17 protein-coding genes and 1 pseudogene are annotated in these 13,906 nt (G+C 35.5%); 10 read left to right on the top strand and 8 right to left on the bottom strand.

Annotated elements, in window-relative coordinates:
- Positions 1–146 precede the first annotated feature (146 nt).
- From EZ449_RS08925 to EZ449_RS08900, 6 genes are all read left to right on the top strand, one after another.
- Positions 147–878, top strand: coding sequence for a lysophospholipid acyltransferase family protein (locus tag EZ449_RS08925; RefSeq protein WP_131557832.1), 732 nt, complete (start codon positions 147–149; stop codon positions 876–878).
- Complete coding sequence (gatC, locus tag EZ449_RS08920) at positions 875–1,165, top strand: Asp-tRNA(Asn)/Glu-tRNA(Gln) amidotransferase subunit GatC (RefSeq protein ID WP_131557830.1); 291 nt, start codon at positions 875–877, stop codon at positions 1,163–1,165. Before EZ449_RS08925 ends, gatC begins: the two co-directional genes overlap by 4 nt.
- A gap of 55 nt (positions 1,166–1,220) precedes the next feature.
- A complete protein-coding gene (locus tag EZ449_RS08915) occupies positions 1,221–1,979 on the top strand; it encodes an ABC transporter ATP-binding protein (RefSeq protein ID WP_131557828.1) in 759 nt (252 codons plus the stop codon).
- A 64-nt stretch (positions 1,980–2,043) separates the two neighbouring features.
- Positions 2,044–2,592 (top strand): cob(I)yrinic acid a,c-diamide adenosyltransferase, encoded by a 549-nt coding sequence (locus EZ449_RS08910; RefSeq protein ID WP_131557826.1) that lies wholly within the window; start codon positions 2,044–2,046, stop codon positions 2,590–2,592.
- A gap of 86 nt (positions 2,593–2,678) precedes the next feature.
- Complete coding sequence (locus EZ449_RS08905) at positions 2,679–2,900, top strand: DUF2795 domain-containing protein (protein ID WP_010603503.1); 222 nt, start codon at positions 2,679–2,681, stop codon at positions 2,898–2,900.
- Positions 2,901–3,221: 321 nt separating this feature from the next.
- Positions 3,222–3,380 (top strand): lmo0937 family membrane protein, encoded by a 159-nt coding sequence (locus EZ449_RS08900; protein WP_131557824.1) that lies wholly within the window; start codon positions 3,222–3,224, stop codon positions 3,378–3,380.
- Positions 3,381–3,486: 106 nt separating this feature from the next.
- On the opposite strand, the gene EZ449_RS08895 is transcribed toward EZ449_RS08900, so the two are convergent.
- Both EZ449_RS08895 and queA read right to left on the bottom strand, forming a co-directional pair.
- Positions 3,487–4,152, bottom strand: a complete 666-nt coding sequence (locus EZ449_RS08895; RefSeq protein ID WP_131557822.1) for a 2-C-methyl-D-erythritol 4-phosphate cytidylyltransferase — start codon at positions 4,150–4,152, stop codon at positions 3,487–3,489.
- A gap of 76 nt (positions 4,153–4,228) precedes the next feature.
- Positions 4,229–5,278: a tRNA preQ1(34) S-adenosylmethionine ribosyltransferase-isomerase QueA gene (queA, locus tag EZ449_RS08890; RefSeq protein ID WP_131557820.1), complete on the bottom strand. Its 1,050-nt coding sequence runs from the start codon at positions 5,276–5,278 to the stop codon at positions 4,229–4,231.
- Positions 5,279–5,478: 200 nt separating this feature from the next.
- Between queA and EZ449_RS08885 the strand changes: the two genes are divergently transcribed.
- A complete protein-coding gene (locus tag EZ449_RS08885; RefSeq protein ID WP_131557818.1) occupies positions 5,479–6,723 on the top strand; it encodes an ABC transporter permease in 1,245 nt (414 codons plus the stop codon).
- 215 nt (positions 6,724–6,938) lie between these two features.
- On the opposite strand, the gene EZ449_RS08880 is transcribed toward EZ449_RS08885, so the two are convergent.
- Positions 6,939–8,135 (bottom strand): pyridoxal phosphate-dependent aminotransferase, encoded by a 1,197-nt coding sequence (locus EZ449_RS08880; protein WP_205942972.1) that lies wholly within the window; start codon positions 8,133–8,135, stop codon positions 6,939–6,941.
- A 113-nt stretch (positions 8,136–8,248) separates the two neighbouring features.
- Here EZ449_RS08880 and EZ449_RS08875 point away from each other — a divergent pair, with 113 nt between their 5' ends.
- Genes EZ449_RS08875 through bioA form a run of 3 tightly spaced genes read left to right on the top strand, consistent with a single transcriptional unit; the run spans position 8,249 to position 10,978 of the window.
- Positions 8,249–9,235 carry a cation diffusion facilitator family transporter gene (locus EZ449_RS08875; RefSeq protein ID WP_131557816.1) on the top strand — a complete coding sequence of 329 codons (987 nt, stop codon included), beginning with the start codon at positions 8,249–8,251 and terminating at the stop codon, positions 9,233–9,235.
- Positions 9,222–9,662 carry an NUDIX domain-containing protein gene (locus EZ449_RS08870; protein WP_131557813.1) on the top strand — a complete coding sequence of 147 codons (441 nt, stop codon included), beginning with the start codon at positions 9,222–9,224 and terminating at the stop codon, positions 9,660–9,662. The genes EZ449_RS08875 and EZ449_RS08870 overlap by 14 nt, the downstream gene beginning before the upstream one ends.
- A gap of 11 nt (positions 9,663–9,673) precedes the next feature.
- Positions 9,674–10,978, top strand: a complete 1,305-nt coding sequence (bioA, locus tag EZ449_RS08865; protein ID WP_131557811.1) for an adenosylmethionine--8-amino-7-oxononanoate transaminase — start codon at positions 9,674–9,676, stop codon at positions 10,976–10,978.
- A 54-nt stretch (positions 10,979–11,032) separates the two neighbouring features.
- Here the strand turns inward: bioA and EZ449_RS22815 are convergent.
- The 5 genes and pseudogenes from EZ449_RS22815 to EZ449_RS08845 all read right to left on the bottom strand — a co-directional run.
- Positions 11,033–11,293, bottom strand: a pseudogene (locus EZ449_RS22815) (SRPBCC family protein); the annotation flags it as partial.
- Positions 11,294–11,311: 18 nt separating this feature from the next.
- Complete coding sequence (locus EZ449_RS22810; protein WP_205942971.1) at positions 11,312–11,464, bottom strand: SRPBCC family protein; 153 nt, start codon at positions 11,462–11,464, stop codon at positions 11,312–11,314.
- A gap of 16 nt (positions 11,465–11,480) precedes the next feature.
- A complete protein-coding gene (locus EZ449_RS08855; RefSeq protein ID WP_131557809.1) occupies positions 11,481–11,897 on the bottom strand; it encodes a VOC family protein in 417 nt (138 codons plus the stop codon).
- Between the two features lie 97 nt (positions 11,898–11,994).
- Positions 11,995–12,330, bottom strand: a complete 336-nt coding sequence (locus EZ449_RS08850; RefSeq protein WP_205942970.1) for an MmcQ/YjbR family DNA-binding protein — start codon at positions 12,328–12,330, stop codon at positions 11,995–11,997.
- Between the two features lie 126 nt (positions 12,331–12,456).
- Entirely contained in the window at positions 12,457–13,830 is a 1,374-nt protein-coding gene (locus tag EZ449_RS08845) for an exonuclease domain-containing protein (protein WP_131557804.1), read from the bottom strand.
- Positions 13,831–13,906: the final 76 nt, after the last annotated feature.

The raw sequence follows: 13,906 nt of genomic DNA, 5'->3' as shown, positions 1-13,906 counted from the left end.
AGTTTTGTTGGGCTGTGTTGGCGGGAAACTTCGTAAGTCTAGTAATTTAATTCCTCTAAACTTACAAGGTTCTGCCCCGCGTTTAGCCATTTGAAACTTCATAAGTTGTAATGAAGTATCAAACTATTTTATATTTTTGATTATCTATGATTCACTTTCTAAGGCAAGTACACCGAGTATGGTTTCTATTTTGGATACTTTTTTTCTTCATGCTTTTTTATCCGATGTATTACCTTACCTCGCGAGATCCGAAGTATTATGCCATACTTAACTTTTGTAGGAAAGCGAATAGTTTTTTATGTAGTCTTTTTTCGGGAGTGGTTTTTAATTATCAATATGAGCAAAAATTAGATTACAACCAAACCTATATCTATTGCGCAAATCACTCTTCAAATCTTGATATTATGGTGTTTTGCATCTTATGCCATGGAAAATTTCATTTTATGGGGAAAGATGAATTACTGAACAATCCGGTTTTAGGGATCTTTTTCAAAACCATCGATATCTCTGTAAATCGAGATAGCAAAATTTCCGCATTTCGTGCCTTTAAAAAAGCTGGTGAAAATTTAGAAAAAGGAATGAGCTTGATTATTTTTCCAGAGGGTAAAATTGATGATCATTATCCACCTAAATTAGGTGAATTTAAAAATGGGCCATTTCGTTTGGCCATCGATAAAAATATTCCGCTTGTTCCTGTCAGCATTACCAATGTTTGGAAAATTAATTGGGATGATGGCTCCAAATATGGAAGTAAGCCGGGAATTTGCGATATTTACGTCCACAAACCTATAAATACTTCAGAATTGGCTGATGTTGATTCTGATCTTTTAAAAGAAAAGGTTTTCCAACTGATTGATAGTAAGTTAGTAGAGATATGAATTTAGACGCAAAAACCATCCATAAAATAGCCGATTTGGCCAGAATTCATATTGATGAAAAGGAAGTTGAAACCTTAATTCCAGAGATGAACAAAATTCTATCATTTATGGAAAAGTTAAATGAGTTAGATACCTCAAACGTTAAGCCATTGGTTTACATGAACGAGGCTGCAAATGTTTGGCGTGAAGATGTTGTAAAACAAGAAATTTCAACGGAAGATGGGTTGAAAAATTCTGCTAAGCATTCAGATCAATTTTTTATGGTGCCGAAGATTATTGAAAAGTAATTTTTGTTGCGCTTGTAACATCTCACCCTTTGCGCTTGTCTAAAAAAGAAAAAACATGGAGAAACCACTTATCGTTATAAAAGAAATTGGCCGTAAATACGTAATCGGATCAGAAGTTATCCATGCTTTGAAATCAGTTTCATTAGATATAAATAAAGGCGAATTCGTTGCTTTAATGGGGCCATCAGGTTCTGGTAAATCAACATTAATGAATATTTTAGGTTGTTTAGATACGCCAACAAGTGGAACATACATATTAAACGGAACTGATGTAAGTCACATGACTGATGATGCACTGGCCGAGGTTCGTAACCAGGAAATTGGTTTTGTTTTTCAAACGTTTAATTTGTTGCCCCGATCTACTTCGTTGGATAATGTTGCACTGCCGCTCATTTACGCTGGTAATAGTAAAAAAGATCGTGATGCTAGAGCCGCTAAAGCTTTAGAAAATGTTGGTTTGGGTAACCGTATGGATCATAAACCTAATGAATTATCTGGTGGTCAACGTCAACGTGTTGCTGTTGCAAGGGCTTTGATTAATGATCCATCGATCATATTAGCCGATGAACCTACAGGAAACTTAGATACCAAAACATCCATAGAGATTATGGGTTTGCTCGAAGAAATTCATAGTAAAGGAAATACCATTATTTTGGTTACTCACGAAGAGGATATTGCTCAACATGCCCATAGAATTGTTCGAATGAGAGATGGTTTAATCGAAAACGATTACGTTAATACAGATATAAAATCTGTGTCGCCACGTTTAGATGCCCTTAAGAAAAGTGGCAGCGACTGGGAAAAAATCAATTAACCCCTAAATCCCCTGAAAGGGAATTTAGGATTTTGCATAATAATTCCCCTTTTGGGGCTAGGGTATGAAAATTTACACTAAAACTGGCGATAAAGGGCAGACATCATTAATCGGTGGTACACGTGTTCCTAAGTGTCATTTACGCATAGAGGCTTACGGAACTGTAGATGAATTAAATTCGTATATCGGTTTAATTATGTGTCAGGATATTGATTTGCATCATCAGCAATTGCTAAAAGGAATTCAAGATCGTTTATTTACGGTAGGTGCTTCATTGGCTGCTGATCCTGAAAAATCAAAAATGAAGATTCCTGATTTGCACGATTCGGACATCACTTTGTTGGAAACTGAAATGGATTCGATGAATGAGACTTTGCCTGCATTAAAACATTTTGTTTTACCTGGCGGAAATACTGTCGTTTCTTACTGCCATATTGCTAGATGCGTTTGCCGTAGGGCCGAAAGACTTACCGTAGAGCTTGCAGAAAATAGCTTTGTAGATGAACGGGTAACGGTTTATTTGAACCGTTTGAGTGATTATTTATTCGTTTTGGCACGAAAACTGACTAATGATCTTCAGGTAGAAGAAAACATTTGGATACCCCGTGTTTAATAGTGGAAAAATAAGTTTGTTTTGCTCAAAAATTTTAATATACTTTGCGCATTATTAAGAAACAAGAATTTAATTGAATTGAAGATATGTATTGGACATTAGAATTAGCATCGCACTTGGAAGACGCACCATGGCCTGCAACTAAAGACGAATTAATTGATTACGGTATCCGTTCTGGAGCCCCAGTAGAAGTTATTGAAAACCTACAGGCCTTAGAAGATGATGGCGAGCCTTATGAAACTATTGAGGAAATTTGGCCAGATTACCCTACTAAAGAGGATTTCTTCTTTAATGAGGACGAATACTAAAATCCTACAAGATAAAGACCTCCCAATCAAAAATTGGGAGGTTTTTTTATGACATATTTTTTCGTTGAGGTAACGATGGAATATCTAACGCACGTCATTGTTATCCTTAGTAATGGAATCCGGATGCTTGTAAAAATCTCGAGAATTATTCTTTAAGTGCATCTAGATTCTATATAAAAAGGCGATTGGTGATTAGCTTGTCGATAAACAATCAAAGTAAAATCATCATTTAAAACCCTTTAGAAAATAAAATTTACATTTTTTAAACAAATTATTCTTAAGAGTGTTAATACATCAACATTAATTTAAAAAATTAACACTATGGGAAATTTATTGTATTTAGTAGCGGTAGTATTGGTTATACTATGGGTGATCGGTTTTGTGTTCCACGGCTTCGGCGATGTAGGTAATATAATCCACGTTTTATTGGTTATTGCAATTATCGCAATCTTGCTTAAGGTTATTGGAAGAGCAACATAAAATATATCAATTAAACTTTTATCAAATTTTAAGCTTTGCTTAGCGAATTGGTAAAATAAAAATGGAGCTCCTTAATTGAAGCTCCATTTTTTTGTTTGAAAATATTTTAATTTTTCAGCAGGAGTTCTGCCAGTTCCAAATCTATAGGATAAGTGATCTTGATGTTATTTCTTTCGCCCTCAACGATATTGATTTCATAACCAACTGCCTCAACAACGCTTGCATCATCCGTAAATTGACTCGTGAAATCTTGCTGGTAAGCTTCTTTAAGTACGTTTAAACTAAAAGTTTGCGGAGTTTGTACCAAGTAGATCTCGCTGCGTATTAAAGCAGATGTTTTTTCATCTCTAAGCAAACGTACGCTATCACTAGATTGAACCGCAGTAATTACATTTCCGCGTTGTTCAGCTTGCTTAAAACAGTTATCGATCAGTTCTTTTGAAACCAATGGTCTTACGGCATCGTGGATGGCTACGAAACATTCTTCATTTATAGTCTCAATGGCATTTTTAACAGAGTAGAAACGCTCTGTTCCTCCATCTATAATTTGGTGTGGAATGCGGAAATTAAATTCCTCACAAAGCCTTAACCAATAGCCTTGTTGATCTTTATTTAAAACCAGTAAAATCTTAGGTTGAGAATCGCTTTGCGCAAAAGCCTTTATGGTATGCATTAAAACCGGGAGGTTTTTTAGCAGTAGAAATTGTTTTGGGGTTTCCGTTTGCATCCGATTGCCAGAACCGCCTGCTACAATTATAGCGTAGTATTTCATATTCTAGTATCAAGATTTTAGTATCAAGTATCGAGAATTACATCTTGATACTTGATACCTACTACTTGAATCTAAATTAAATAATTAGCATAGCATCGCCGTAGCTATAAAATTTATATTTTTCTTTTACTGCAACCTCATAAGCATTCATTACGTTTTCGTAACCACCAAATGCACTTACCATCATTAATAAAGTAGATTCTGGTGTGTGGAAATTTGTAATCATCGAGTTTGCGATATTGAAATCGTAAGGAGGGAAGATGAATTTACTTGTCCAATCGTTTGCAGCCTTTAAGGTTCTGTTAGCCGAAACTGCAGATTCGATGGCACGCATAGATGTAGTACCAACCGCACAAATTTTTCTTTTCTCTTCTAAAGCTTTATTCACAATACGAGCATCTTTCGGCTCGATAATAAACTGCTCAGAATCCATTTTATGTTTGGTTAAATCTTCTACCTCTACAGTTCTGAATGTTCCTAAACCAACATGTAAAGTAACTTCTGCGAACTCAATGCCTTTAAGCTCAAGGCGTTTCATCAATTCACGACTAAAGTGTAAACCCGCAGTTGGAGCAGCTACAGCACCTTCATGCTTAGCAAAAATAGTTTGATAACGTTCCTTATCTTCTGCTGTTGCCTTACGTTTAATATATTTTGGAAGTGGAGTTTCACCTAATATCTCAACGTTCTTTCTAAACTCCTCGTCGGTACCTTCGAATAAGAAACGAATAGTACGACCACGGGAGGTAGTGTTATCTACCACTTCGGCAACTAATAAATCGTCATCACCGAAATATAATTTGTTTCCTACGCGTATTTTACGAGCTGGATCTACCAAAACATCCCATAAACGTAATTCTTTGTTTAATTCACGTAGCAAGAAAACTTCGATGGTAGCACCAGTTTTTTCTTTATTACCGTATAAACGAGCAGGGAAAACCTTAGTGTTATTTAATATCATTACGTCTTTGTCATCGAAATAACCCAGTACGTCTTTAAAAATTTTATGTTCAATTTTACCGCTGTCCTTATGTAAAACCATCAAACGAGCTTCGTCGCGTTGCTCGGCTGGATTGTTAGCTATTAATGACTCTGGTAAATTGAATTTGAATTGTGATAATTTCATTCTTGATGAATTTTTTGAGGTGCAAAAATACGAATTTAATTTTTCTTTTCCGTATTTTATCAAACGCATTTAAAGTATATTATGTTTTAAGTGCTTTTACCTCAAAAATACTTTCTCCAATCTATATTGTAGCTACAAAATTAATTAGTTTTGAAGATGAGTTGTAACCTTTTGATCTGCTTTGCATCTAACCCTTAATTATGATAATCTTTAGGCTAATAGGCGAGAGTTTCCGTTTTGCATTTGATGCGTTGCGCCAAAATAAACTTCGTACCATGTTGTCACTTTTGGCAATTACGATTGGTATTTTTACCATTATCACAGTTTTTTCTGCTGTTGATACCTTTCGTGGCAAACTGCAGGCAAGTGTAGATAAGTTAGGTTCTAACACCATCTTTATCCAAAAATGGCCATGGGCTTTTAGCGATAATTATCCTTGGTGGAAATACATGAATCGTCCTCAACCCTCGCTTAGGGATTTTCAGGCGCTTAGCGAGCGAATGGATAATGCGCAAGGAATCACTTTCGAAATGTCGACCAGTGATAGAACCATAAAATATAGAAGCAGCTCTGTAGAAGGCATTACGGTTTCGGCCGCCTCTCAAGATTTTAATAAAACCTGGAATTTCGAATTACAGGCCGGCAGGTATTTTACTGAAACCGAAAGTGATAATGGTGCTCCCGTTTTGTTAATGGGTGCTGATATTGCTGAAGGCTTGTTTGGTGGCGATGATCCAATCGGTAAGCAAGTTCAAATTTTAGGGCGAAGATTAACTGTTGTTGGCGTATTTAAAAAAGAGGGTGAGGATATTTTTGGAACAACCTTAGATAAAAATGTAAATATCCCAATAAACTTTGCAAAAGGTGTTCTGGATATTCAGAATGAACGCTATCAACCACAAATTACGGTTCGTGGGAATGATAACGTTAGCCTTGAAGAAATAGAAAGCCAAATACAAGGTTTAATGCGTTCCATTCATCGGATTAGACCCGGTCAGGAAGACGATTTTGCGTTGAACAAGACCACAATTATTTCAAATAAGCTAGATTCCATGTTTGATATTGTAAATCTAGCAGGCTGGGTTATTGGTGGTTTCTCGATTTTGGTAGGTGGTTTTAGTATTGCAAATATTATGTTCGTTTCAGTTAAGGAGAGAACAAACATCATTGGGATACAGAAATCTTTGGGTGCGAAAAATTATTTCATACTACTTCAGTTTATTTTCGAATCTATTTCGCTTTGTATTTTAGGTGGTATACTGGGCTTAGTGCTGGTGTATTTAATGGCATTGGCCATTGGCGCTGCAACAGATTTCCACATTATATTGGGATTAAATAATATTGCCTTGGGAATTGGAATTTCGATTATTATTGGAACAATCTCTGGATTTTGGCCCGCGTATTCTGCATCGAAATTAGATCCTGTAGAAGCTATTAGAAGTTAGCCTTAAAGGTTTTATTTAGCAGCTGCCCATGTTAATAAACCTTATTGAAGCGGTTTCCGATTCTTCATCGGATTAGCGGAAAGAAGGACTGGGGTTTCAAATGGAATGCTTGCTTACATTTCCAAACCCAATAAAAATAAATTATTCTTAAATAGAAAACCCCTCGTTAAATTTAAAAAACGAGGGGTTTTATAGTCTTAATATATGAAATTAGCCTATGATAATTTACCTAAAGCATCCTTAATTCTTCTTAAAGCTTCCACCAAGCTTTCATCAGATGCTGCGTAAGATAAACGGATGTAGTTATTGTTACCGAAAGAGTCGCCGCCAACCGTAGCCACGTGACCAACGTTTAATAAATACAATGCTAAGTCTGAAGAGTCTTTAATTACGTTTCCATCAGCATCTTTTTTGCCGAAGAATGAACTAATTTCTGGGAAGAAATAAAATGCCCCATCAGGAAGATTAGTTTTTACACCTGGAATTTCATTCAATAAATTGTAAACCAATTCTCTACGGCGTAAAAATGCCGATTTCATGGTTAATACACTTTCTAATCCTTGCTCGTAAGCAACAATACCAGCTCTTTGTGCAATAGAACACGTTCCAGAAGTTGTTTGGCCTTGTAGTTTATCATTTGCTGCTGCAATTTCTTTATTTGCTGCAATGTAACCCAATCTCCAACCGGTCATGGCAAATGCTTTAGAGAAACCATTTACTATAATTACGCGATCTTTAATGCTGTCGAACTGTGCGATAGATTCATGTTTATCAACAAAATTGATGTGCTCATAAATCTCATCAGAAAGGATATAAATGTTTGGATATTTTTCAAAAACCTTTACCAACGCAGCCAATTCATCTTTACTGTAAACAGACCCCGTAGGATTACAAGGCGAAGAAAACATAAAAAGTTTAGATTTCGGTGTAATTGCAGCTTCTAACTGTTCTGGTGTAATCTTGAAATTACTTTCGATATCAGTATCGATAAAAACCGACTTACCCTCTGCTAAAATTACCATTTCCGAATACGAAACCCAATAAGGAGTAGGAATAATTACTTCATCTTCAGGATCAATTAAGGTTAAAATCACATTCGAAAGTGATTGCTTGGCACCGGTTGAAACCACAATTTGAGAGATATCGTAATCTAAATTGTTTTCGGTTTTCAGTTTGTTTACGATTGCTTGGCGCAAATCTGGGTAGCCCGGAACTGGCGAATAACGGGTGTAGTTTTCGTCTAATGCTTTTTTTGCGGCATTTTTTACATGGTCAGGCGTATTAAAATCGGGTTCGCCAACGCTTAAACTAATAATGTTAACTCCCTTGGATGCTAATTCGCGGCCAAGTTTGGTCATTTTAAGCGTTGCAGATTCTGATAGACTGTTGATTCTTTTCGATAAGGTGCTCATGGTTAATTACTTTGAGCGCAAATATATAAACCAAATATTATTCTGCACTAAAAAAGGTAGAGTTTTTATCATATAATTTACGTGATAAGCGTATTTTTGTGAAAAAAAATCCCGTGACGGTCAAAAAAAAAGCAATAATAATTTCCTTGGTAGTGAGTGTTGCTTTAATGCTGGCTAAGTTTGTGGCCTATTTTATTACAGGCTCAAACGCAATTTTAACTGATGCTGCAGAAAGTATTGTAAACGTTATTGCTGGAAGTTTCGCTTTCTACAGCATTTATTTGAGTACGCAACCGCGTGATGAAAATCATCCTTATGGGCATGGTAAAGTCGAATTCTTCTCTGCCTTTGTAGAGGGAATACTGATTTTAATTGCTGGTGTCTTTATTATTTTTAAATCATCCTACAATTTCTTTTATCCTCATGCAGTTGGTAAACTTTTAGAGGGTACACTAATTATTGGAATTACTGGACTGATAAATATGATTGTTGGTTTATACCTCATAAATATAGGTAGGGCGCAACATTCGGCTACTTTACAGGCAGATGGTAAACATTTATTAACCGATACTTACACGAGTGGGGCAATTGTTGTTGGCTTAATTCTAATTCAGTTAACAAATATTATTTGGTTAGATAGCTTATTATCTTTTTGTGTGGGTTTTTATATTATTTATTCTGGCTATCAGTTAACAAGAGGTTCCGTTGGTGCATTAATGGATGAGAGCGATTTTACCTTGATTGAGGAAGTGGTAGATGTGCTGCAAAGGAATCGTCATAATCCTTGGATAGATGTTCACAATCTTCGAACGCAGCAATATGGACCAGAATTTCACATCGATTGCCATGTTACCTTGCCATATTATTTCGATTTAAATAAGGTTCATCGAGAAATATCACAGATTGATGAATTGATCAATAAAAATGGTTTTAGAAAGGCAGAGCTTTTCATCCATGCAGATCCATGCTTGCCTAAATGTTGCCACTATTGCCACATGAGTGAGTGTCCAGTTAGGGCAGAGGCTTTTAAGAAAGAAATAACTTGGACACCAGAAATCGTGATTAAAAACAAAAAACATTTCGAAAATGAGCTACTTTAATGTCCGCGTTTATGGTTTATTAATTAACGCTAATAACGAAGTTTTGGTTAGCGACGAGGAAGAGCATGGCATTCGCTTCAGTAAATTTCCTGGTGGTGGGTTAGAATTTGGTGAAGGATTAATTGATGGGCTAAAGCGTGAATTTTTGGAAGAATGTAACGCTGAAATCGAGGTGATTTCTCATTTCTACACCACGGATTTTTTTGAAAAATCTTCTTTTAATGATAGCCAAGTTATTAGTGTCTATTATTTAGTAAAGGAAAAAGCACCCTTAAAATTGGCTTTTAAAAACAAAATTTACGATTTTGATGGTGACGGAGACATGCTGCAGGCTTTTCGTTGGGTTGCCATTAAAAATTTAGACGTCGATGAAATCACTTTTAGGACTGATAAAACCGTAGCCCAACTTTTAAAAGAACAATTTTAATTTATATCAAAATGTCAGATAATTCCAATTTACAAGCTCCGAACTCTAATCTTAATCTAACTGAACGCGATCAAAAAGTAATTTGGCATCCTTACACACAAATGAAAAATGCCTTGCCTCATATTCCCATCGTTAGGGGCGAAGGTGTTTACGTTTTTGATGACAATGGGAAAAGATATATCGATGCAGTTTCATCTTGGTGGGTGAATATTCATGGTCATTCGCACCCGTACATTGCCAAAAAAGTAGCTGAACAGCTTAGTGTTTTAGAACATGTAATCTTCGCTGGTTTTACACATGAACCTGCAGTTTTACTGGCAGAGAGGTTATTGAAAATCTTGCCAGGTAAACAGGAAAAGGTTTTTTACACAGATAATGGATCGACAGCAGTTGAAGTTGCCTTAAAAATGTGCTTGCAGTACTGGGACAATAAAGGCACGCCGAAAACAAAAATAATAGCTTTTAAAAATGCTTATCATGGCGATACTTTTGGCGCTATGTCTGTAAGTGGAAGAAGTATTTTTACCGACGCTTTTAATAGCTTATTGTTCGATGTAGAATTTATTGAGTTACCAAATGAAGATAATATTGAAGATTTAAAATCTAAAATTTCTGCGTTGCAAGCTGAAGTAGCTTGTTTCATTTTCGAACCTCTAATCTTGGGTTCTGGTGGGATGTTGATGTACGAAGCTGAATATTTGGATCAACTGATTTCTGCTTGTAAACATGCCAACATATTAACCATTGCTGATGAAGTGATGACTGGATTTGGCAGAACGGGAACCTATTTTGCCTGTGAAAAACTGACAAATAAACCCGATATTTTTTGTTTGAGCAAAGGTTTAACTGGTGGAACTATGCCTTTGGGTGTAACCACTTGTACAAATGAAATTTTTGAAGCTTTTTTAAGTGATGATAAGCTTAAAACATTGTATCATGGGCATTCCTTTACGGCCAATCCAATCGCTTGCGTGGCCTCATTGGCGAGTTTAGATATCTTGCTTAAAAGTGAAACACTTCAAAATATTAAGAGAATAGAGGCTAAACACACCACTTTTTTAAAAGAAATTAAATCACATTCAAAAGTAAAAGCAGTTAGGCAAACAGGAACAATCATTGCGATAGAGTGGGAAACGGGCAATGAAACCTCATATTTAAGCACTTTGAGGAACTTACTTTATGCTTACTTTTTGGATAAAGGAATAATACTAAGGCCGCTCGGAAACATTATCTATATTCTTCCGCCTTATATTATTAGCGATGAAGATTTAGATTATATATATGCAGCTATTAAATCGGCACTAGAGGAAGTTTAGTCGTTAAGTTATTTTTGAGATCGTTGCTGGTTAAGCCCCGATCTCAAAAATATTTTAAGCTTCCAAGTGATTTTTTAGGGCTTCGTTCACAAAATAATTCCAGCCGCCCTTGAAACTTTCTTTACTGAAATCTTTACCGTTTTCTGCAAAACTTTCGAGACCTGTGTGTGTCAATTTTAACCTGGTTTCATTTTCTGAAACTTTAAACAATTCCCAGCTTAATTTTGAGTTTCCCGGATAACCATCATAACGCCAAGTATAGGCAATTTTTTCACCATCAATTACTTCGATTATTTCGCATAAGTGAAGATACTTTGGTCCATCATCAGCGCCTCAAGAAAAACCGAACTTAAAGCCAACTTTTGGTTTAAAATCTTCCAATTGGAAATACCACTTTTTAAGCTCGCTATTATGGGTTAAGGCTTTCCAAACATTCTCAATAGTCGCGTGATAAATGCATTCTACTATAATTGGTTTTGTTCCCATAATTATGCTTAATTAATTATCCCAATGGCATTTTACTCATATCCATGTACAAGATGCTCCAACGCTGGCCATCTAAATCCATAAATCCACAACCATACATCCAGCCCTGACTATAGCCAGGTTCGCCATAAATTGTACCACCAGCGGCAATTACCTTTTTTGCAAGATCATCAACTTCTTCTGGGCTTTCTGCATCAATAGAGAATAAAACCTCGCTGCCAGAGCGATTATCATCCACAGAAGTTCCAGCAAAGCCCTCGTAAAGAGATTTTTCGAACAACATCAAAACAAAATTACTGTCGCCGATTAAAAAGCTAGCAGAATCGTCTCTGACACCGTATTGTGTATTAAGGGTAAATCCTAATACAGAAAAAAAATCTTTTGATTTATTGATGTTGTTGACTGGAAGATTTATCCAGATAGACTTGGTCATAACTTTATGTATTTATTGTAAGTAAAGATAAATAACTCGAAACAGCCTTATGGTTATCAAAAGAGAAAAAATGAGGGCTATTTGAGACAAACATAATTTATCCGTTATATTTTTTAGCTAATTCTTCTGGTGCAACGGTGCAATAAGAAAGGATCAATGCTTTTTTAAGCATTTCTGGTTCAACAAAGCTTACTTCAAAAATAGTCCAGCCTTGCTTTCCCCAACCCGCTTGAGCAGGATAAATCGCCGATGGATCTAAATCTGAAAACTTGGTTTGATCCTTTGGGGTTAATCTAAAAACAGCTTTCAAATTTGTATTGTCTATGGTGATAAAAATTTTATCATCAACCTTAAAGGAATTTTTATTGGTGTTAGGCGTTTCAACAACGTTTTCAAAAGATAAAGCTAGTTCTCTGAAATTTTCTGAATTCATAATTATGTGTTAAGTAGTCTATCAATTTTATTTAAAATCAATGACCTATTTTAGTGTCTGTAATGAAATTTGGCAGCTTCGCAAACCTATAAAAGTTCGAGTTTATCTACGCTCATGTCTTAAAACCTACAATTTATATAATTTTTGTGGAAATTGTTCTGCGTGGTTCAAAATTAAATTTAGAATATAACTATTCGATTGATAAACAGACAAATCATTTTTGATTGGAGCTAAGCCATCAGACAGATAATTTTTATCAGTAAAATAGCCCATACCATAAAATTTCCCTTTTTCTACCACTAAACAACTAAACTCCTCATCCTTTCTTCCCTCATCTACAAGTGCAAAACTTGGTTGCAAATTTTGAATATCATCAAGAGCGGCATTTAATCTTTTGTTATAAATGGCTACGGTTTCTATTCCACTGCAGGCGCCAAAACATTGTCCGTTTTCGTGTGCGTTACATTTTGTTGCTGTTTTCTGAAGATAACATAACTTGGCGCAAAGCTGGTATTTCTCTACCAATTGATTTAGGAAATTATAACCCTCTAGCAAATTATTAAAGCTTTGTAACGCTTTATTGTTCTTTTTATGTTTGTCTATTGCCAAACGCAAATAACCATTCTGATCTTCAAAAATAAAAAGATCATATTTATGCTCGTAGCGTTTCATTGCCCTATTATTTTCAGGCCACAAGCGCTTAATCTCATTTGCTTCTAAAATTAAGGCCATTAACTCCGTGCCACAAATTACATAATCTACATTGTGTATCGTTCTTAAAAAATCTTGTCGTTGTCGGTTAGGTTTATTGCCCGTGAAATGGCTAATGACACGCTTTTTTAAATCTTTTGCCTTACCAACATAAACAATTTTACCTTTGTTATCTTTAAAATAATAAACACCGGGCTGATTCGGCAATCTTAAAATCGAAGCTTTATCTAAGTGTGGCGGTAAAACTTGTTCTTTCGATGTTTTTTTAAGCATTTCTGCAATAATACCCTCTTGATCAGTTTCCAACAAAAGATTAAAAAGAATACTGGTGGCATCAGCATCGCCAGCGGCTCTATGCCTATTTTCGATAGGGATTTGTAATGCGCTGCACAATTTGCCAAGGCTGTATGAAACTTTTCCTGGAATTAATTTCCTGCTTAACCTTACTGTACAAAGTTTTCGGCAATTTAAATCGTAACCTGCTGCAGCTAAATGATGTTTTAAAAAGGAGTAATCGAAATTTACATTATGCGCAACAAAAACCTTATCGTGCAATAATTGATAAATTTGCAAGGCAACATCCTCAAAAGTTGGTGCGTCAACTAGCATCTTATTATCAATACCCGTTAATGCCGTAATGTAAATTGGAATGGGCTGCTTTGGATTAATCAGCGTTGTAAAAGATTCAACTACTTGATTACCATCATGAATATTGATGGCAACTTCTGTAATTCCATTGGCTGAGGCATGGCCTCCCGTGGTTTCGATATCTACAACTGCGTATAACATTAAGTTTTCTTGGAGTACAAATTTATACTAAAATAATTAGTAATAAAAATCTAATGTTCTATAATTTCAATTTATT

This window comes from Pedobacter frigidisoli (assembly GCF_004331675.1).
Taxonomy (GTDB): Bacteria; Bacteroidota; Bacteroidia; order Sphingobacteriales; family Sphingobacteriaceae; genus Pedobacter; species Pedobacter frigidisoli.
Note: the sequence above shows the minus strand (reverse complement) of the source record. Positions and strands in the feature narration are given on the sequence as shown.